Origin of the sequence: Rubinisphaera italica, from assembly GCF_007859715.1 — a bacterium.
In the GTDB taxonomy this organism is placed as follows: Bacteria; Planctomycetota; Planctomycetia; order Planctomycetales; family Planctomycetaceae; genus Rubinisphaera; species Rubinisphaera italica.
In genome coordinates, this window is the sequence record NZ_SJPG01000001.1 from 4539403 (window position 1) to 4558719 (window position 19317).

At 46.1% G+C, this 19317-nt stretch carries 18 protein-coding genes; 9 read left to right on the forward strand and 9 right to left on the reverse strand.

Translation table 11 applies throughout. The features are described 5' to 3' along the window. The first annotated feature begins 160 nt into the window (after nt 1-160). From Pan54_RS17110 to Pan54_RS17120, 3 genes are all read left to right on the forward strand, one after another. Nucleotides 161-1402, forward strand: a complete 1242-nt coding sequence (locus Pan54_RS17110; protein WP_146504639.1) for an SGNH/GDSL hydrolase family protein — start codon at nt 161-163, stop codon at nt 1400-1402. A 137-nt stretch (nt 1403-1539) separates the two neighbouring features. Then, nucleotides 1540-2841 carry a DUF4339 domain-containing protein gene (locus tag Pan54_RS17115; RefSeq protein ID WP_146504640.1) on the forward strand — a complete coding sequence of 434 codons (1302 nt, stop codon included), beginning with the start codon at nt 1540-1542 and terminating at the stop codon, nt 2839-2841. 151 nt (nt 2842-2992) lie between these two features. Beyond that, nucleotides 2993-4378, forward strand: coding sequence for an ATP-binding protein (locus tag Pan54_RS17120; RefSeq protein ID WP_146504641.1), 1386 nt, complete (start codon nt 2993-2995; stop codon nt 4376-4378). A gap of 7 nt (nt 4379-4385) precedes the next feature. Here the strand turns inward: Pan54_RS17120 and Pan54_RS17125 are convergent, their stop codons facing one another. The 3 genes from Pan54_RS17125 to Pan54_RS17135 form a co-directional block, all read right to left on the reverse strand. After that, on the reverse strand, nt 4386-6428 hold the full coding sequence (locus tag Pan54_RS17125) for an outer membrane protein assembly factor BamB family protein (RefSeq protein WP_165441820.1): 2043 nt from the start codon (nt 6426-6428) through the stop codon (nt 4386-4388). Between the two features lie 115 nt (nt 6429-6543). Next, nucleotides 6544-7908 carry a hypothetical protein gene (locus Pan54_RS17130; RefSeq protein ID WP_146504643.1) on the reverse strand — a complete coding sequence of 455 codons (1365 nt, stop codon included), beginning with the start codon at nt 7906-7908 and terminating at the stop codon, nt 6544-6546. A 251-nt stretch (nt 7909-8159) separates the two neighbouring features. After that, nucleotides 8160-8450, reverse strand: coding sequence for a hypothetical protein (locus Pan54_RS17135; protein ID WP_146504644.1), 291 nt, complete (start codon nt 8448-8450; stop codon nt 8160-8162). Nucleotides 8451-8715: 265 nt separating this feature from the next. Here Pan54_RS17135 and Pan54_RS17140 point away from each other — a divergent pair, with 265 nt between their 5' ends. Next, nucleotides 8716-10089, forward strand: a complete 1374-nt coding sequence (locus tag Pan54_RS17140; RefSeq protein ID WP_165441821.1) for a tyrosine-type recombinase/integrase — start codon at nt 8716-8718, stop codon at nt 10087-10089. A gap of 173 nt (nt 10090-10262) precedes the next feature. Here the strand turns inward: Pan54_RS17140 and Pan54_RS26830 are convergent, their stop codons facing one another. Continuing rightward, nucleotides 10263-10511, reverse strand: a complete 249-nt coding sequence (locus tag Pan54_RS26830; protein WP_146504646.1) for a hypothetical protein — start codon at nt 10509-10511, stop codon at nt 10263-10265. A 695-nt stretch (nt 10512-11206) separates the two neighbouring features. On the opposite strand from Pan54_RS26830, the gene Pan54_RS17150 reads away from it, so the two are divergent. Further along, entirely contained in the window at nt 11207-11632 is a 426-nt protein-coding gene (locus Pan54_RS17150; RefSeq protein WP_146504647.1) for a hypothetical protein, read from the forward strand. A gap of 23 nt (nt 11633-11655) precedes the next feature. Here Pan54_RS17150 and Pan54_RS17155 read toward each other — a convergent pair whose 3' ends face one another. Further along, nucleotides 11656-12075 carry a hypothetical protein gene (locus Pan54_RS17155; protein WP_146504648.1) on the reverse strand — a complete coding sequence of 140 codons (420 nt, stop codon included), beginning with the start codon at nt 12073-12075 and terminating at the stop codon, nt 11656-11658. A gap of 111 nt (nt 12076-12186) precedes the next feature. Between Pan54_RS17155 and Pan54_RS17160 the strand changes: the two genes are divergently transcribed. The 3 genes from Pan54_RS17160 (at nt 12187) to Pan54_RS17170 (ending at nt 16430) form a co-directional block, all read left to right on the forward strand. Next, nucleotides 12187-12705 carry a DUF6933 domain-containing protein gene (locus Pan54_RS17160; protein ID WP_146504649.1) on the forward strand — a complete coding sequence of 173 codons (519 nt, stop codon included), beginning with the start codon at nt 12187-12189 and terminating at the stop codon, nt 12703-12705. Nucleotides 12706-13270: 565 nt separating this feature from the next. After that, entirely contained in the window at nt 13271-14773 is a 1503-nt protein-coding gene (locus Pan54_RS17165) for a PcfJ domain-containing protein (RefSeq protein WP_146504650.1), read from the forward strand. 166 nt (nt 14774-14939) lie between these two features. After that, the gene (locus tag Pan54_RS17170; protein ID WP_146504651.1) at nt 14940-16430 is read left to right on the forward strand and encodes a hypothetical protein; all 1491 of its coding nucleotides are present in this window, start codon (nt 14940-14942) and stop codon (nt 16428-16430) included. A 17-nt stretch (nt 16431-16447) separates the two neighbouring features. Here the strand turns inward: Pan54_RS17170 and Pan54_RS17175 are convergent. After that, a protein-coding gene (locus Pan54_RS17175) for an IS3 family transposase (RefSeq protein ID WP_146501926.1) occupies nt 16448-17628 on the reverse strand; the annotation gives its coding sequence in 2 pieces (ribosomal slippage) (nt 16448-17343 and nt 17343-17628; 1182 coding nt in all). 67 nt (nt 17629-17695) lie between these two features. On the opposite strand from Pan54_RS17175, the gene Pan54_RS17180 reads away from it, so the two are divergent. Then, nucleotides 17696-18328 (forward strand): TerD family protein, encoded by a 633-nt coding sequence (locus Pan54_RS17180; RefSeq protein WP_146504652.1) that lies wholly within the window; start codon nt 17696-17698, stop codon nt 18326-18328. A gap of 393 nt (nt 18329-18721) precedes the next feature. Here the strand turns inward: Pan54_RS17180 and Pan54_RS25920 are convergent, their stop codons facing one another. Genes Pan54_RS25920 through Pan54_RS17185 form a run of 3 tightly spaced genes read right to left on the reverse strand, consistent with a single transcriptional unit; the run spans nt 18722 to nt 19310 of the window. Beyond that, nucleotides 18722-18877: a hypothetical protein gene (locus Pan54_RS25920; RefSeq protein WP_165441822.1), complete on the reverse strand. Its 156-nt coding sequence runs from the start codon at nt 18875-18877 to the stop codon at nt 18722-18724. Beyond that, on the reverse strand, nt 18874-19023 hold the full coding sequence (locus Pan54_RS25925; protein ID WP_165441823.1) for a hypothetical protein: 150 nt from the start codon (nt 19021-19023) through the stop codon (nt 18874-18876). The genes Pan54_RS25920 and Pan54_RS25925 overlap by 4 nt, the downstream gene beginning before the upstream one ends. A gap of 2 nt (nt 19024-19025) precedes the next feature. Next, nucleotides 19026-19310 carry a hypothetical protein gene (locus tag Pan54_RS17185; RefSeq protein ID WP_146504653.1) on the reverse strand — a complete coding sequence of 95 codons (285 nt, stop codon included), beginning with the start codon at nt 19308-19310 and terminating at the stop codon, nt 19026-19028. Nucleotides 19311-19317: the final 7 nt, after the last annotated feature.

Consider the following 19317-nt stretch of genomic DNA (forward strand, 5'->3'; position numbering starts at 1 on the left):
TTTAAAACGGGAAAGGTCCGTAAGTTTTAGGGATCGAGGTGTCCAATTTGAAACATTTTGCAAGTTTCCCCTTGGAACATGCCCTCATTTCGAGTCTGATAGGGGATTCAAGAATCCAAATTCAAGAGCATCGAGAGATTACAGGGAAAGCGAGAATTCGTTGGGATCCACACACAAGCCAAGTCATGTTCGGTTGGACCGCCATTCGCGTCGACGCAGAATGCTGCTCGTCTCGTATGACAGAGCTGCGAATCCGTCTGTGTATGATGAGCACTTCGACGAACAGATTCTGCTCGATCCCGAACTGATGAAAATCGTGAATGCCTCCGCAGATTATCTTTCACGCCGAACATCCACTTCAGGAATTCTGGCTCGAAGTGCTGCCAGTCTAGTTAAGGGAATGGCGACCGGTTCAGCAGTGCTGGCCGATTTTCCCGATGTCGAATGCGAAATGGTTCCCCTCGGCCGCCGTCTCGCCCCGCAGGAATTAGACGACGACCCAACCTCTGTCTTTTCCGACATCCCCAGTAATCAAACCAGCGAGCAATCCGTTAATGAGGAGTCTGAGGTCATTCCGCAACAAGTGGAAGCCAAAGACGTAACACCCGCTCCTCCCAAAAAACTCGACGTCTCTCCACTCCCCGTCGGACCACGCAAATCGCGTCGAAATATCAACGAGCTCCTCGATAGTAAACCGCTTGGCGGAACCGAGGGATTGAATTTGATACGCAGTTGGCTTCATGAACCTCAATCTCGGGTCTGGATGTTTGTCGGTGATGAGACAACCGCCTGGTTGCGATATCATGGCGAACCGGGGTACGCAGAAATGTTCCGGCATCGAATTCGCTGGGAAATACGTCGCTTTCCCGACTTAATCGTTAACGCGGGTGTCCGAAATGCGGGGATAGACGACCTCATCAAAATTACCAGGCAGGGGTTGCTTCAATGCCGTGCCGATGCGGTGTTCATCATGCCGACAATCGCCGATATGCAATATGCTGTCGATAAGCCGTTCGACTATTCCGAACGCTTACGTCAACTGGCCGGAGTTGTGCGTGAGCAAGGTGCAGAACCTGTTTTTCAAACCCCACCCGTTCCGATGGCTGAAGGGCATGAATCCATCCAGCCGCTCCATCAACTGGCTGACCTTGTCCGGGAAGTTGCCATCGTTGAAGGGGTGCCATTGATCGATCATGCCGAATTCTGGCAGGAACAGGGGCTCAGCAACTGGTGGTCGGACGACAAAACTATGATCACAGCTGCTGGTCAACGTGCCTTGTCAATGCTCTTTTTCTCGGAACTCGACCTCTTCGATCGCTCCAGCCAACTCTGCTCCAAACTCCAATCGACCTGGAACGACTCAACCCCATCCATTCCCCAGAGTAAAACAGTTCACACTTGAAACCACTGCTTTTGAGTGTCATCATGAAACATATAGACAGCTGATGGAACAATGATACCTCAGTATGTCATAACCTGCCCAAACACAGACTCTCGATATGAATCGTCGTCAATTCCAGACGATTGTGGCTGAAAACGATGGAAACAGAACCTGATAAACCTGCCTATCCAAACCACGATGAGTTCGAGGTTGCTGAAAGTTTCGAAGATCTGGATATCGATTTCAAATCGGGATCTGATTCATCGGCTCAGAAGAACCAGCAAGACGACGACCAACTTCCTTCCATCGACGATTTTACGATCGATCGTCAGTCCTCTGCGAGCGTCAAACGCGTCGTTGCAGACCACTGGTACACTCAAGTACTCGGACAGGAATTGGGACCTTTTCCGTTTGATGAACTCGTCAATATGGTCGTCGGCGGAGATGTCGGTCCCAAAGATATGATTCGTCATCAAGTCCATGGTCAATGGATTGCCGCCGGTGATATTGGCGGACTGTTCCCTGAGACCGATGACTCTGCAGATGATGACGATTTCGAACTCGGCAGTAGTGTTCATGTTCACGAAAATATTGAGTCGGCAGAAGCTGCCAGTCCCAATGTGCGAGTCGTCGGGGGAGAAATTAATCGCGTCCTTCGGGAAGCTCAGGAGTCGCGAGCCAAACGAAATCAGGCTCCTCCCCCTCCCATTACAAACGATGACGACCCAATCGAACCTCTGGAAGAAAATCTGGAGACAGACGAAGCTCCCCCAGAACCAACTCCGGAAGAACTCGAAGTCGCCCGCAAAAAGATTATTGCCGATCGTCTCAACTCCTGGCTCGATGATCGCGTTGAAACACCGCCTGAACCCGAGGTTGAAGAAGAGGAAACTCCTTCGACTCCGGCCTATACTCCGCCAGCCGCTTCATATGTGCCGACACAAACTCCCCAGCAGACCTACACACCGACACCGCCTCGCCCAATGCCGGTAAAACCTAAAGTGAAATCCGGCGGAGGGGAATCGATCTTCAGTAAAATTGGGGGAATGTTTGGTGGCGTTTCCGCTCCAGATGTCTCGATCGATCCCAAACATATGATTGCCTTAGGGGCCATTGCGCTCGTTGCCGCGTTGTTCTATCTGCCCTCAATGATTGGAGGCACGAATGATGAAGCAATCTATCAACGCTTCAAAGAAATTTACGGCCAGATTCAGCAACAACGTTCCAGCAATCCTGCAGCCATTCAGGCGATGAAAAAGGATGTGGTTCCAGAAATCGAAGAGACGGTTCAACATTTAATCGATGACGGGGCTGGTGCAAAGAAACCAATCAAGCAACAACTGATGTGGATTGGAAAGAACTGCTTGATTCCACTCATTGAAGCCCCGGGAGCCGAACCCGGACCTCTCGACACGAGAATCGAAACTCATTTCTCGACCATTGAAAGTCTCAAGAAATAGAACTTGCTCCTGCACGAACCTGAAGGGCAAACTCAGTGACTTCACTCCGCAGCCCACGGCTCCGTTCAACTTCTGTTAATCTGATGATCACCGACGATTGGCTCCATTCGATAATAATTCTGTTTCATAGCTGTTCAGAGAGGATGAGTCTTTGACTTCGAGCCCGCAACGATTCGAGCAAAATTCACACGAAGCTCCGGCCCCGCTGCGTAACGTTTCTCTGGCTACCTTCCGCTTTCCCGGTGCAATCAGTGTCCACTGGTTTATCAATCTGAGGTGGGTAGCGGTACTGGGGCAGTTTGTCACGATACTTGCTGTCTGGAAACTGTTCCAGGTTCCCCTGAATGTTGAGCCTCTGTTAATAACGGTGGCAGTGACCGCATTTAGCAATCTCATATTGATGTTCTGGTATCTCAGCTATCGTCGAACGGTGGTGGCTCCTGCTCATTCTCGTCTCTGGCACTATGTCCTGGCCATTGTTATGGCCGTGGATTTGATCCTCTTAACCTGCCTGTTGTATTTCAGTGGAGGGCCAACCAATCCGTTCTGGATTTTCTTCTTTGTGAACTTGTGCCTGGCTGGTGTGGAACTGAAAGCGGGGATAGCCTGGTGTCTCAATTTTCTTGCGGTTTTCTGCTTTGCTTATTTATTATTTGATCACCAGTCACTCGATGTTCAAGGGCTGGAACAGCTGCTTCCTGCAATTCGTAAAACGAGTCAAATCACTCTGGTACACAATGGTGTCTTCTGCGCCTTCATCACTTGTGCTTCAGTGATCGTCTCCTTTTCCACACTTGTCACTTCTCGACTGCGCCAGCGGGATGAAGACCTGCGGCTGCTCGAATCGCAACGAATTCGTGGCGAGAAGCTCGAAGCCCTCGGCACCCTTGCAGCCGGAGCCGCCCATGAACTGGCTACGCCGCTCGGAACAATCGCAGTCATCGTTGGGGAATTACAACACGCATTCAAGAATCATGATATCGATCCTCAGATCCGCGAAGATGTCACCATTATTCGTGCCGAACTCGATCGCTGTCGAGCAATTCTCAATCACATGTCTGCTCAGGCTGGTGAAGGCTCCGTCGAGAAGAAAATAAACGTCACCGGTGCAGAATTGCTCGACCTGATCATTAAGGAAGTAAAAGATCAGGATCGTGTCACTGTCACAATCACACCAGCAGCAAAGAGGTGCAGCATGATGCTTGAGCCCTACGTTACTGCCCAAGCGCTACGTGGTATGATCAAAAATGCATTGGAAGCTTCTGCTCCTGAAAGTGATGTGCGTGTCGACATGGTTTCGAGCGGCAACAATCTTCAGCTGACCGTTGAAGACAAGGGAGAAGGAATTCCAGAACACATTCTCTCCCGTGTCGGGGAACCATTCTTCACAACAAAAGGCACCGGCAAAGGAATGGGACTGGGCATCTTTCTCGCACGCACTGTCGTCGAACGACTGGGAGGAACCATGAAAGTCGCATCTGTTCCTGGCAAGGGGACAACGGTCTCCTGCCAGTTACCCTGTCAGCAGAATCAATAAGCTTCGATCATCGCCGAGCATTATTCGATGCTGCCGCTCCCGTAAGATCAAAGCAGCGCAGCTGATTTTTACCAATGGTAAATAGATGATTCTTATATACGGCGGGGTGAGAATAAATTGGAGTCCCCGGACCATACAATTCCTGATGCCCAAGTTCCTGATAGCGATCTGACGCGGCCTTAAAAACAAATAATTCACCATCAGCTACTAGATAAATCCTCTCTCCGTCACTCATCAAAGAGGCATGACTGTGAAATGCGTTTGCGGTTTTCTTCCAGACGATCTCAAGTGAAGGGACTTTCAGACAATACAACATTCCTTCAGAAACGCCATAGAGCATCCCCTTGACCAGTAATGGTGTAGAAGTTTCCGGGTTTAACAACGGTTGATGACCAATCAACTTCGGTGGATCGTTTTCTGAATCCTGCATCTTATAAACGCGGCATCCATTGTTTTCAGTTGCCACTATCACATGATTCCCATCAATCAGAGGTGTTGGCACATTAAAATCTTCACTCTCTTCAGGCGTAACGCTCCACAACCGGTTTCCCGTCGCAACATCCCAGGCACCCAGAGTTGTTTTATCGTGGCCGATCACAACATTCTTAGAACCAATTCGAGCAGCAATGAACGATCCATATCCATAGTCATTTCCCGGAGTGCTCCATCGCAATTCCCCAGTTTGAGCATTCAAAGCCACCAGTGAAGACTTCGGTCCACCTGGGTTGAGGATCAACTTGCCATTACTCAATAATGGTGAAGAACACAACCCCCACACCAGTTCCCGACCAGCTCCATATTGACTGATCACATTGGACTGCCACATTAGCTGACCATCTTTTACGCGACAGCAATACACATTACCGTATGCGCTCTGAAACCAGACAGAGTCATTTTGAACGAGTGGAGTCGAACGTGAAGAGTTTCCGTAGTCGAGATCACCAATTGCAGGGACGACCATTTGCCAGAGCAACTCGCCCGAATCGGCATTCAAGCAAACGAAACGATCAAACTGATTGAGAAAATCGCGATCAGCAACAAACACGCGACCATCAGCAACAGCAACGCCCGCATTTGGCTCCCCTTGCAAGGGAACCTCCCATTTGAGAGGCAGTCCGGTATCGGGAGGTACAGATAACCAGTCACACAGACCATTACGCTCTGGACCGCGCCACTGCGGCCATGCCGAATTTACTAATTTTATTTTTACCTGTTCGGTTTGTTCAATTTTGACAAACCCAAACAGAGTTTCCAGTGCCAGCAGAATTTCAGGTTTCTGAGCCGATTCCAAAATGGCCTGCTCAATTTTCTCCGAAGTTTCCGCATCCATCGATTTGGAAACGAAAGCCGTCACAAACGGAACCGGTTCCGTTTGTGCAATCACACGCAAATCCCCCTTTTTGATCGTCCCGCAGCCTTCCAGCAAAGGAGCGGCATAACTGGAAATCACTGCGGCGGCTTTTCCCGCTCCCAAATCAACAACCTGACAAGCCCCGTCACTGCAGGCTTCGCTGATTTCCAGCTTCTCAGAAATCGTCACTCCTTGTTTCTTAAATAACTCCAAAGCAGCTTTATGTTTCTCATCGGCTGCAGCCGGGCCGAAGAAAATGCGGTAACCATTCAGATCGGAAATCTTCTGAGCCGAATCATCATGGCGAACCAGAATCATCCCGTATTGTGTTGTCAGTCCATCCTTTCCCGTCAGGCGAGCAATCGCATTGACGGGTTGCTGAATTTTACTGGCATCGAAACGAACAACGGAATCTTTACCGATCACAATATCAACGGTCTGAATCTTATTCTCCGACTTAGCCAGCACCAGCGATTCACTGAACAAAACTTGCACAGGACGACCAAGCCGTTCTGCCAGATAATCTCCAAGCACTTCATATTTGCGCTGGGCGTATCCTTCCACACAGGGACAGGAGAGCGGAGCCGCCAAAGGGTCCATCACGACCATCGTTATCGGTCTCTCTGCTGCAATGACTGGAGAAGTGAAGAACAGACATGTCAAACACAAAACCACTGAAGCAGTCGAGAGAAACTTCATTATGCGCATCCATTAAGATTAAAGGCTCAATTTTCTTCTGAGCGAATTTAAGAAATCGAAGCCTGGAAAATCTCCAGGACATCGAATTCCTATTCAATTAGGTTTCCCAATACAATCACTCGACTGTAGTGACTGAATCCGCAGCTTTACGTTTCATGACGATGATATGCGAGCGTGTCATATCCATCATGTAGACGCGATCATGATCGGGGGTCACAACAATCGAAACATTCTTACACCCAGGAACCAGACTGACGTCGCCAATCAATTCCTGATATTCACCGGTCGAAGTGAAACGTTTGACACGACCGACATTCGATTCCGAGGTGTAGACTTCACCATCTCCAGTGATGAACACATTCATTGGATTGCAGCAACTGGAAAACCCTTCATCTCCTTCGCGATCACGCTTCCCAAACGTCGTAATCAACTCTCCATTTTCGTCATATCGGCAGACGCGATGCCGGGCGTTTTCAGCGACATAGACCTCACCATTCCCCGCTCCAATGTGCATATTTCCGCAGCAGCCGGAAAGTCCAGTGACAATCTTTTTGGAGTCCTTAAAATCGCGGGACATCCGCCAGATACAAAATCCATGGCCGGCAGTATCGGAGGTTGCGACAAAGACATTGTCTTTCGTTGCTGCCAGAGAGGCGACGCTCTTTTTGGAATTCAGCGAAGCGAGTACGCGTTCGTTGATCGTTTTTTCATCCGTGGCAACATACTGGGAATAGGCATCCACCATCTGTTGAGCGGCCTGAATCTGACTTTTCTCTAAAGCCGTTCGTTCACTCTCGGGCTTCTTCTCCAGTTCAGCCAGACGATCTTTCTGCTGATCGAGATACGTCTGCATGCTCGCACTTTGCTGCTTAATCTGCTCGATCAACGATTTACGAATTGTATCGGTATTCTCTTCCATATCTGCCACATGAGGCAGCTTCGCTTCGTGCAGCAATTCACCAGAAGGTGATAACTGCAGAATCGTTTCATAACCAGCGACAAAAATGGCTCCATCCGAAGCCACAAAAATTGCCTGCGGGGCCATCTGCACACTCCAGCTGTCGACCTGATTTCCCTCGGCATCAAAGACTCTAATTACGCCCGGCTGAGTAATCGTCGTCACCGCTGGTCCATCAAGCGACTCCTGTCGGCTAACGCGAGTCCCCCCGCAGGCAGCCAGTAATCGACCATCTTTATCGAGAGCCAATGCATGAATTGTTGTGTTCTGACCATTCTTTTCTTTGAGCTTGATCAAGTTGATCTGCTCATGAGTGGAAGGGGAGGGATTTTTGGGGGTTGAGGCAGGAACTGGGCTCGGAGAGAACAACGCTTTCAAAGCAACATTCAACGGATTTTCACTTGCCTTGGGAGGAGCTTCTTCCGCCTGCAGAGTAAAAGGACACAGGATAATCGCTCCTGTAAGTATAAGAGCCGCTTGAATTCGCTGAGGGAATCTTAGAGTAGAGAGTGAACTTCGCATTGTAAAACTCCTTGGAAGTTAATGCGTGACTCCGTTTCGAGAGCAATTGCCGCCGCCAGATGTTTCGACATCAGACGTATCGATAAAGATTTTGACAGAACGTCGAAACCCCGATGGATTCTGTATGAGAACATACCAATGAGATGTAGACGTATGTTATCTGAGAAAAGTGCAAAAAAAATGTCAGTTCTTACAAATTTCTCAAAAAATCCAATTGGTGGGAATTACTAACTCTATACCGCTGTGCAAAATTATAAGACAGTCAGTTGCATTGCAAAATTGAATCCACCATCCACCTTATCTTTTGGGTAATAGCACTGCACAAATCGAAGATATCTTGTGCAAAACTCTTTGACTGCCAGGGAGGGAGCAACCTCCTTGCGATTGGCAGTCGATTCATGCCATTCAGCAATTTTGAGAAAATAAAGCTCTTTGCTGTCTGAACTGTCGTAGCGGCCTAAATAATGTCTATTGCCGTCAATCAGAATGTAAGCTTGTTCTGTGTGTTTGTGTAAGCAGTACTTAGGAAAATTTGCACTCATTTCCTATCGATTCATCTGAAAAAGGGTATCCAAAGGGTAACCCCATCAAAACATGAATCAAATGAATCAATTTAAGTAATTATGTATCAACTGCTTACGAGTGGTCCTGACAGAACTCGAATCTGTGACCTCTTGCATGTCAAGCAAGAGTAATTATTCTAATATCCTTTAAATATAGCACGATTTGAATTGATGGTATCACTTATTTTGGTGATAATTGCGTAATAGTGATACCATTCTGCTGATACCACCCGGATAGATGAACATGGATTATTACGATTCACTCAAGCGAATCGCCGAGGAAACTGGCGAAAAGCCCACTTTACGCTGGTGGAAAGCTGGAAAGAAAAAGGGAGGGTGGCGAAAACTTAATTTTGCAGGAACAGGCAAGGCTAAAGTCTTCTTTCATCCGAACACAAAATCAGGATATGAAGAAGCCCTTCATGAATACCAACTTGCATTAGCTGAAGCATCAAGGACTGCTGAAGAAAGATTTGAGGATGAAATAATCAGTCTGTTTAAAGATACGTTCAGAGAAAAGCAGAATGTGGAAATCCCCGGCTATGCCGTAGAGCTGAAAAAAAATACTTCGAAAAACAATCGAGTAGTCTCTCAGACTATTGGATATTGGCTACAGCAGTATCTTGCAGATGTTGGTGACTGGGTTGGCAGCCGACTGAAGGAAAATTCATTTCATGACAGGCGGTACAAAGTTCAGAGTTTTCGTAATTGGGCGAATCTTGAAGACCACATTACCGTTATTGATAATGAATACATTAAACAATTTCACAAATATCTTGATTCACTAAATCTGACCCCCGACTCAAAATCAGATTACTTTTCAGTCTTTCGCATGTTTACTACATGGGCTGCAAGTCGAGAAAAGTGCAAATTGAATTTGCCATCAGATTTTATGGCCAAGAAAAAGTTCCCTTTCCGGGTGCCAGAAGGCAAAGGGAATGTTCGATTGCAGAGAGCTTCGATGTTGTGGACCTGTGAAGAGTTTTCCAATTTGCTATCACTCATCCCATCTAATATGCGGTGCTTCTTGCTCCTGTTTCTTAATTGTGGCTTTCGGCACGTTGATGTTTCAGAATTGCATCACAGCAATTTGAGATTAGAACAAGGCAGAATTGTCTACCAGCGAAACAAACTGAATCAACTATTATCAGCTCCGGTTGTCTCATATCCTCTTTGGAAGGATACGCAAATTGCAATTGAAGAAAACATTTCAGATCATCCGAAATATGTCTTCCTAAATCAAAGAGGTAATCAGGTTGAAAATGCCATAAAAAGCTGGTGGAAAAGATGGAGAGAAAAAAACAAACCTCTATCCCACAAGCGTCTCGATTACCTTCGAAAAACTGGTTCAACGATCGTACAAAGACACAATCGTGATATGGATACGTTTTATCTGGGAGAAACCTTGAAGGAGACTTCTAAATTGAAGTACTCATTCAATGATGGCAGTCCCTGTCAGGAGCTAGATAATTCAATAGCAAATCTAGGATTTGAATTTGGATTCGTGGAATCCCCACCTTCTTCAAGGATATCATTACCCTCTGACTTATTAACTGCTCTGGAGTCGAAAGCAAAAGAAAAAGGAATACCGTTGCAAGAATATCTTGGGCAGCTGTGATCTTCCTGCCAGATATGTTCAAGTATTGCTGGTGAGATAAATAATGCTTATTACGAATCAAAAATTTATCAATTAAATAAACCCACTCAAGAAGATCCCGACGCAATTAAAAGGGACCCATACACCACCTTTTTAAAAATCATTTTCTAATTAAAAATTCTGAAACATGATTGTTACGGAGGAGTAACTTTGCATCTCGGGTGAGACCGCATGAAATCGGCAATTGCTCTCTGGGTAACACGGGTATCTCTTAGTTCCAGTAATTCCAATATGGGAAACGAATCTAAATACTTCATTCCAGTATCGGTAATTCCTGTGTAGCTGAGTCGGAGGTGACGAAGTCGTGTGAGATTTTTAAGTTTTGCAACTCCAGCATCCGTGACGTTGGTCATTGTCAAGTTGAGTCGCTGTAATGATTTCAACTGCCCAACAAATCCACAGCCTTCGTCTCCAAATAATGTTCATGCATTGTGCAAATTGGTGAATAGAATTTTACACTCTCATTGCACAGGTAATCGATATTCAAAACTTTTTTTATTTTTTCGAAAATTACATTTGACATTCTTTACAATCTTCAGTAACAATATCAGATGTTGCTAATGAGACTGCAATCTCGTGTCAACACATCTCCGACACTGTTCCACAAATCATTTAAGATAAGGGGGCAGAAGTGCAGATTACTCTGAAAATTGCCAGAGAGATTCGAACCTAAGAGGTAAACTCTTCTTTAGGACTGGCAATCGAAGAGTTGTATGTAGCTTCGTTGAAGTATGATGTGTGACTGCTTATATAACCTCTGCAAAAGGTTTATAAGATTCCGACCTGTTTTAGCTGTTCTGATTTAACACACCCATTTTCACCGGGTCGCTGTAAAATCAACAACAAGCCTCATGTCATCTTCTGCCCCACAATATTTTTTTGGATTGCCGACGTTGTCGGAGTGTCGGCAGGTGATGTCAAGTATGGTAGGAGTGTGTTGCAGCCACGTTGTGCAATTTACCCTCCCTCGGTGTGAATAATATGGCACCCAGTCTAACTGGTGACTACTAAACTTGGCATCACCATTTTTTTTGTCTCCGACATCTTCTGTTTATTCCCTAATCAGTAAGGTGTTGAAATGCTTAAAACATGGTTTGACAATAAGTTGTTTGACAAGGTTCGGGTAGAAGTCCTCTCAAAGTCCGTAATCGCTTCTTTTGCTTTACTAGCGACATGCTGCACAGCATCTCTTTATTCTTTTCAAAGGCATGAGCCTGAATTTATTCGCAATCTATGGATTTCCATTGACGGCAGCGTGGTCATGTTTGGAAAATCGCTTGATCGTGTTGAACTGCATGGGATGCCAGAGGGTGAATTGATTATCGAGTTCCAAAGTTGGGATAAGAAAAAAAACGTTTACCGTGGAGTCATTTACTGTCTTGACCATGGCGGAGTCGTGGGGGATGCCGTGCTTATACTTGAGCCTCGTAATCAGCTACATTTGATAGTTTCAAGCGAATTTGATGACGAATACCAATTTGATATAGTATTCAAAACAAAGTAGCTACGCCAATATGCCTTGGGAAATTATGCCGTTACCCATAATGCAATCCGCTCTTGCGTAACTGCCAGCAAAGCCTCAAGTTCCACCACTCGACTCAAGTCTGAGTATTCCAGCAAGGAATCATTGAGCTTGAATCGTCCAATTTTCTCGGCAAGCCATGCCGCTCCCTGTTTCAACTGCCCTTGGATACTCACTTCAAAGTCCAAGCAATGGAACACCTTCTCAACAATCTCTTTTTGCACTCGGAGATCGGACAGAAGTTGTATTAAAAAGAATCCAAGTTCTGAATTGCGGTTGCTGTTATGACAGCGCTCGATCAATTCCATTTCACCGACAATCATCGATAAATGATCGTCTAAATAAATTCGCATTCGCTTTTCTTGCATAGCTGAACTCGCTTTTAAAAATAGGGTTTCATCAATCTCGGATGACAGGACTGACATGATCAGCTACCTGCAAATTGCCCGATCAATATGGGCATTGTTTGAATCTCCACAAACATCGAATAACGTTACTATCTGCCTGATGCAGTTTTATCTTAACGGGACGAATCAATGATTTTTAGACTATCACATAAACTCAGCACGAAGATCAAATCAGGCAAGCTGAAGGAAATGCCGCTAGAAGAGAATCCGCTTGCCGACTGGTCTTCCCATCTGTTCGTTGTAGATCACACTCAATATATCATTATGAGTAATACAGAGTCGATGTACTCGTGCGTGATGTATGGCGACGACATTAACCACGACAGCCAGTTCATCCAGCGTGCATTCAGTACGATACGTGAGTTTATGGAAGAGGATGGGCTGCTTTCTATCTATGAAGAGTTCATCATCTCCTCAAGTGGAACTGTATCCTTTGCAAAGGCACTCAATCGTCAGGTGACTGGTTCAATGAATGAACTCGTAATGACAGCGACAACTGCGCTGGAGTCAGAAGAGATTGCTCCACATGATCTCGGTTTCGAATTGAATAATCTTTTGTTGTCAGCAATTGCCACGAAAGCAGACCGTGGTTATGGAAGACCGAAAGAAGCCTTCAGGAAATTGGTGGATCAAAAGAGGAATGACTGAGGCTTAGTTCAAATTTGGGGTGATCAAGGGATTCCAATTGCCGTAATGGGTAAATTCGTAAAATTTTCTGGCGGATTTTTTTACTTCGATTACCCATCATTTTAAAAAGACAATCTCAGGAGGTGGTCGATACTTGAAAGCGACCACCTTTCCATCACTGCTTTTTAAAAATCATTTTCGAATTAATGTTTTTGTAACATGATTCGAAGTCGTGATGTTCTGTCTTGACATTATTCGCCGCTTAATTTGAGAGTGGCATTCTCCGTGCAGTTATACTCCTGCCGCTCGTCGAATTTTTCCAGATCAGTAAAACCACGGTCTTCACTGGTTCGAAAATCTCCTCATTATGGCTTAACAGCTTATCATGTGTTGGCAATGCTCATTCACACCGCAGCAGCCAAAGTGCCGTCTCAAAAATTGCGTAATGCGAACCTTACTGGCGAATTCTTGTCAGACGATACAACCTTAACCACATTGTCAGAAAAAAGATTGAAATGAACCCGAAACAACCCTCACTCATTGGAACGTCTTACATGAGCTTACCTTATCATCGGTCAACGATTAAATGCGAAAAAATAAAATACGAGTGGTCATTGAAGAATTAGACCGTGAGTTGCTGAACCATATTCATGGGCTTGGTCTTTCGACGGTGGAAGCCTACCGAGAATGGTGCGAACTAAATGGGTTCAGCCGAAAGCTCAAGAAGAGTTGGAATCAGCGTTCTCAGGAACGCAACTTCTCCCGACAGTCTGTCGCAATGGAAAGACTGCAAAGTCATCGACGTGAAAGTCGGAATCAGTCAGATGTTCTTCGTGAAGTGATTGCTGGAGAACGATTAGAAAACGAGGTGACTTTACCTCACCTGAAACGGTTATGTGAAAACCTTCGAATAAGCCGTCGACCAAAGCATGAACGGCAAGCGAATCGAAAAGTTCTGCTTCGATTGTTCGAACATCTTCACAACTGTAGAGCCAAATTCTTTGACGGCTCACCAGCGGTCGCTTCATTGGGACAAATTTCGGGGAATACCTACGTCGAAGCTCTAGCTCAGCTTGCGGCTAACTCTTCTGCATGGCAGCGACCTGTCGAAGACTGGAAGCCACGCTCGCACAGCTCCTCTCGACAATTTGCGTCTCTGCTTCGACATCTGTTCGTAAAGTATGATGATGTCCCTCTATTTCTTGATACGGTTTGGTTCACAGGCAATCGGAAAGATGCGGCTGAGCGACGTTGCTGGTACATGCACGTTGGTCGGGGGCAGAACATTCGCCACTGTAAGTTGCCAATCACGCTGACGAAAAAAATGGCTCATCTGTTCATTCGGTCTCCGAATGAGTTGACCATCGATCAAGCGCTCCGTTGGGCGCAGGTTCTTGGACTGGGTGGGGATGAACATCTTGCAAGAGCGATCGTTGGAACCAGACTGATCGATCAGTTCCATAATGATGAATTCTGGTCGTCAGTGATTCGCTGGTTCATTTCTCATCCGATGTTGGACCGAACACACGTTGGTCCAATTATCGATTACCTCCAATATCAGCGGTTTGTCCCAGAGCATATTTATATTGCAAATGGACATCGAGAAGAAACAAGTCCGCCCCAGCCAAATTTGTCGATGACTGGTCGGACTCCAGAATCATTATTACGTCAGGTCAATATTTGGCACCGCTATCTCAATAACGACAACCGATATCAGATTCGCCAATGGGAACCGTCAGGCATTCAGGGATTTGAATTCATGGAGGGTTCTGAGAAAAAAGGATCATTAAGATATTGGACAATACGTGAGTTACTCAGCAGCAAAGCGTTGCTGGCAGAAGGGAAACAGATGAAGCATTGTGTCGCCACCTATGCAGATTCCTGCGCTCGGGGATATTGCTCGATATGGACATTGGAACTCGAATCGTTTGGAGGAATGTCAAAGGCGGTCACCATTGAAGTCCGTAAATCTGATCGAATGATCTGTCAGATTCGTGGTAAGGCTAATCGTCTTCCCAATGACAAGGAAAAACAAATGATTCAACGATGGGCTGATTCAGAAAGTTTGCGTATTGCGAGTTATATTTGAGTTCCTAATTATTTTAGCGAGCCATAGAAAATGATCTTGAAAACAAATGACGTTCAATCAGGAATCAGGTATATTCTGAAATGGTCGGGCTATTGTCGAGGTTCCTTCTAACACTTGAAATCTACTTCGACTGCTTCCCCGACCTTTTAATTTATTCATTATGGAAATGATCACCCAAAATCATATTTATCTTTCGAAGCGGCTACGGGTACTCCTTCCTGTTGGTCATGGTGAGAATACGCCTGAATGCGTAGCGACAGCGGTTAAAAATCTCATGGCTTTGGGGTTTGGACTGAAAGAGACACTCATTGAGCGGTTAAGAACTCTCGATGATGCTCAAATATCAGCTTGGTATCAGTCCGTTTTACCGATACTTCAGGAGATGGTGGGGGCACATCGGAAGTTCACTCCGATGTACCCAAATTTCCCTCATCAAGTCATGGAAGCCTCAGAAGCGGAGTTGTTTTTCAATGCAATGACGCACTATTTTGGTTTTCATTTGTCAGATGCACTCGGTGATCCCAATCTTGTTGTTTTGCCAAATTATGATAAGGAAGACCGTCCATCGCTGGAAGAATTTCATGAGCTTCGCTGGATTGATCTCGGTAGCGAAGATGATTTCAATTCGATCTTCACGAAACTCGTGGCAGCAAATGGATCGCTATCTGAAACAGATAAAGAGATCTTGGGCTGGTTTGTAAATAACAGAGACGTTGAAACTCTTCTCCCTCCGCAGATTCCACAGAAAGAAACTCTTGCAACTTTAATTGCCCTCATGGATGACAAGGAATTATTGGTTGGGCATATTAAAACTGCGACAGATGTATTGCGTGTGGCAGTTGCGATGTCAGGCGGCGATGTTTCGCTGGCAGAACCCTCAAAGTTTCGTAGCTTCTCAAAGAGAGAACGACGGTTTCTCCTCGATTGTCTCGAACACTCGGGGAATTCATGTACCGAAGACATGCTGAGATGGAAAGAGCGTTGGGTACGACTTGGCGAACGGCTTCATCCGGGGGATTTTAAGCGGAGATTTCCTCTTTCGCTGACTGCGTTCGGTATCTTGAGAAACAATCTGCCTTACAAAACTTATAATGCTAAAGTTGAACGGTCGATCATCGACGGAGATACCACTGAAGCGTTGATTCTACTTTCCCAGCGCCCGGGTGAGTTTGCTCGAAGACTCGATCACTTACTTAGGGAATGTTCCGAGTCAGCGAAGGTTCTGCAATCATTTATGAAAGTGGCAGACCAAGTATCAACACCCGTATTGCTACAGGCATGGGGGCATTTTCGTGGACGTGATGCGATTAACCATCGAGCATTCTTTCCAAAAGGGAATGCAGCTAAGGTTCAATTGACGGATAAGCCACTTCCACAGTTACCAGAGGAGACAATCCAAGCAGTTGCAAATGGAATCCGTCAAGTCCTCGTCCAGCGATTTTCGAAACTGCCATCCCTTGGACATTGCTTCATTGATGCGAGACTGAAACAGCAGATTGTGCCTTTCTCACAACGATCCGCAAGTCGAGCACTGAATACTGTTGCCAGAGGATCATGGTTCAACTTACCTGATGGCGATACTGTGCGATTTTTCTGCTGGTGGAAAAACATTAATTCAAGTGATGATTGGCAATCACGTGGACTTCCCCAAGAATAGTGGGCGCGGGGTAATGGTTAAGTCACTTGTACAAACTGCGCAGGGCTCAGATAGCCCAGTGCAGAATGTTTCCGTACTCGATTATAAAACACTTCGATGTATTCAAACAGGCTCGATCGAGCCTCTGAACGCTTCTTGTATCGCTCATGATGAACGAGCTCTTTCTTCAACGTCGCAAAAAATGACTCCATGGGAGCGTTGTCCCAACAGTTCCCTTTCCGGCTCATCGAACAGGTGATTCCCATCGAGGTCAACACCTGTTGATAATCCTCGCTAGCGTACTGACTCCCGCGGTCTGAGTGAAGCGTTAATTCTTTGAGGTCTGCATTCGACACGGCCTCCTGATCCACTGCCATCCTCAAGGCATTGACCACCAGGTCTGAGGTCATGCGTTCGGCCATCGACCAGCCTACAACTTTGCGCGTATACATATCCAGCACTGCTGCCAGGTACAACCAGCCCTCCTCAGTCCAGATGCAGGTGATGTCACTCAGCCAAACTTCATTGCTTTTTGTCACGGCATCAAACTGACGATCCAGATGGTTCTCAGCCACGGGCCGGGAATGATTCGAGTCCGTGGTGTTTTTGAACTTCTTCCTGGTTTTTGCCTGAATTCCAGCCTGATTCATCAATTTGGCCACCGTATTCTCTGAGACCTCATAGCCGCGTTCCAGCAATTCTCTATGCATCCGAGGAGAGCCATACACTTCTCGTGTCTCCTGATGAATCTCCTTCATGGCCTGTGTCAACTCCTGTTGATTCTCCTGGCGTATACTCATCGGACGATTCTTCCAGGTGTAATATCCACTCCGGGAAACCTCGAAGATTTCACACATCCGAGCTACTTCAAAGTCTTCTTCATGGTCATCAATAAAGGTGAATCTCACTGATTTTCCTTCGCGAAAAAGGCTGCTGCTTTTTTTAAAATCTCTCGATCCATTCTCAGCTTACGATTCTCCTCGCGCAGCTGTCGCAACTCTTCACGTTCGGATTCAAACAACTTCTCGTTGGACTTCGATTCTTTGCCGCTCATGAACTTCTCTTTCCAGTTGCGTAAAACACTGACATGAATATCCAGGCGTCGAGCCGCCTCGGCCAGCGGATAATGCTGCTCGGTCACCAGTCCCACGGCATCCCGCTTAAACTCTTCAGAATAACGCCGCCGCGTCCGTTTTCCAGCCTGTGATGATCCCGACATAGTCGACTCCTCTCGGAGAGCTTACACTCTCTTTTGGGCGCCCACTATTCTTGGGGAAGTCCAACGTGTGGATATTGACCTTTCAGCTTCGCTATTTACCGATCAATGGGAACACTCCGAAGACATCGCCTATTACAATTTGCGAGCAGGTGAATGTTACCACAGCGGGGACATTACCTCGGCTCCTAATGGTGCTTGTGAATTTATTGACCTTAGTTTGAAATCGGTAGTGTCTCGAAAAGCACGATTTATCGTGATGAGTGTCTTATCCTTCTCTAATCAGCCATTTACTTCCTTACCAGAGTGTTTCTGTGGATGGATGATGCGACAGATGCCAAACTCAGGCGAAGTCTTTGAGCCTAAAACAGTCAGTAATAAGGTAGACCTCACAGCCCCAAGCCGAGCCTGTGTTCCTGTAATCATTGATGTTGTAGAACACCGAGTTTATTGGTGCGATGTTGGACTGAAAAGCAGTTCCCAGATCAATAACGCTTCAACCAAATCGGTTGGCTTCGGGCAAATCGGGAAAGCCATTTTGGAACTCAATAAACCCACACTTTTTGAATTGTTCTCAATGCACGTTGAAGGACGTGGGGAACTTGTAACCACTCCAGAAGAAGCTGAAACTGTATTTGGATTAGAAGATGGAACGGTTACAGCATTTGATGGTGACGAGATTCTATGTTCATTTCTGAAATAATGCTGGAGAAGAAAAGCATTGCTGTTAGCAGGCTCCAGCATACAACCACCACCCTTTCCCCCACCTTTTTTGAAAATCATTTCCCAATTAAAAGTTTTGCGACACGATCCGAACTGCATGCTCGGAGCAAACAAAGCTCATCTCTGTCGATCTCAAGACTCGGCAAGCTTCTTAATTCTGATTCCAGATTCGGCATCTCCAAAGTTCTTCGCAGCCTCTCCCGATTGAGTGCATCAATCATGACTCGACCATCTGGTTCGATCTGGTAAGTGAATCCAAACTCGTAATTAGCGAGAGTGAGTATCGCTCGTCGTGTCTTTTTCGACAGCGTTGGAATCGTTCTTGAAGAGAGCAAGGGGAGGCATGCGATTGAAGTTAAGAAGTTTCTACGGTTCATTTTTCACCCTGTTTTGCAAAGGCTATGGCTGCCCCCAATAGCCCGATGATTCCGATTAGTGTTTCGAAGGGCAGTCCGCCAAAGATTAGAAGCGGAATGATGAAAATTGAAAGCATGAGTAATGCTCCAGCAACGTCCCATAAATCAATCATTTAAGAGGTCCTTCCTTCCCGCCAAGCAAACGATAGAAGAAATACATGAGGGAATAACCTCCCACCAATCCCAACCCAACTCCGAAGAGTTCGGGATTGCGAAGCGACAAAACGACAAAGACGAAAAGAAATCCTACCCAATGCATGATCAATACTCCTCGGGCAAGAGGATGCAGGTTGAAGACCTATCGGCTTCTGTTATCACCCACACCTTATTCCCACCCACTGCATAAGACGAAAGAATCCGATCACCATGCGCAAGTGCATGATCGTTCGCTTCCTTGTCTTCTTCCGTTAAGGCTCCCCAATCGCCTGATACATGTTTTGAGAGAAGCTGGAATGAAGGAATTTCGGACTTAGATAGCAGGTCCAATGCGCCGTGAGTTGCGACGACTTTGCCCAAATGAAATAGCGGTTTAGTGATTTCGATCATTTGTGTC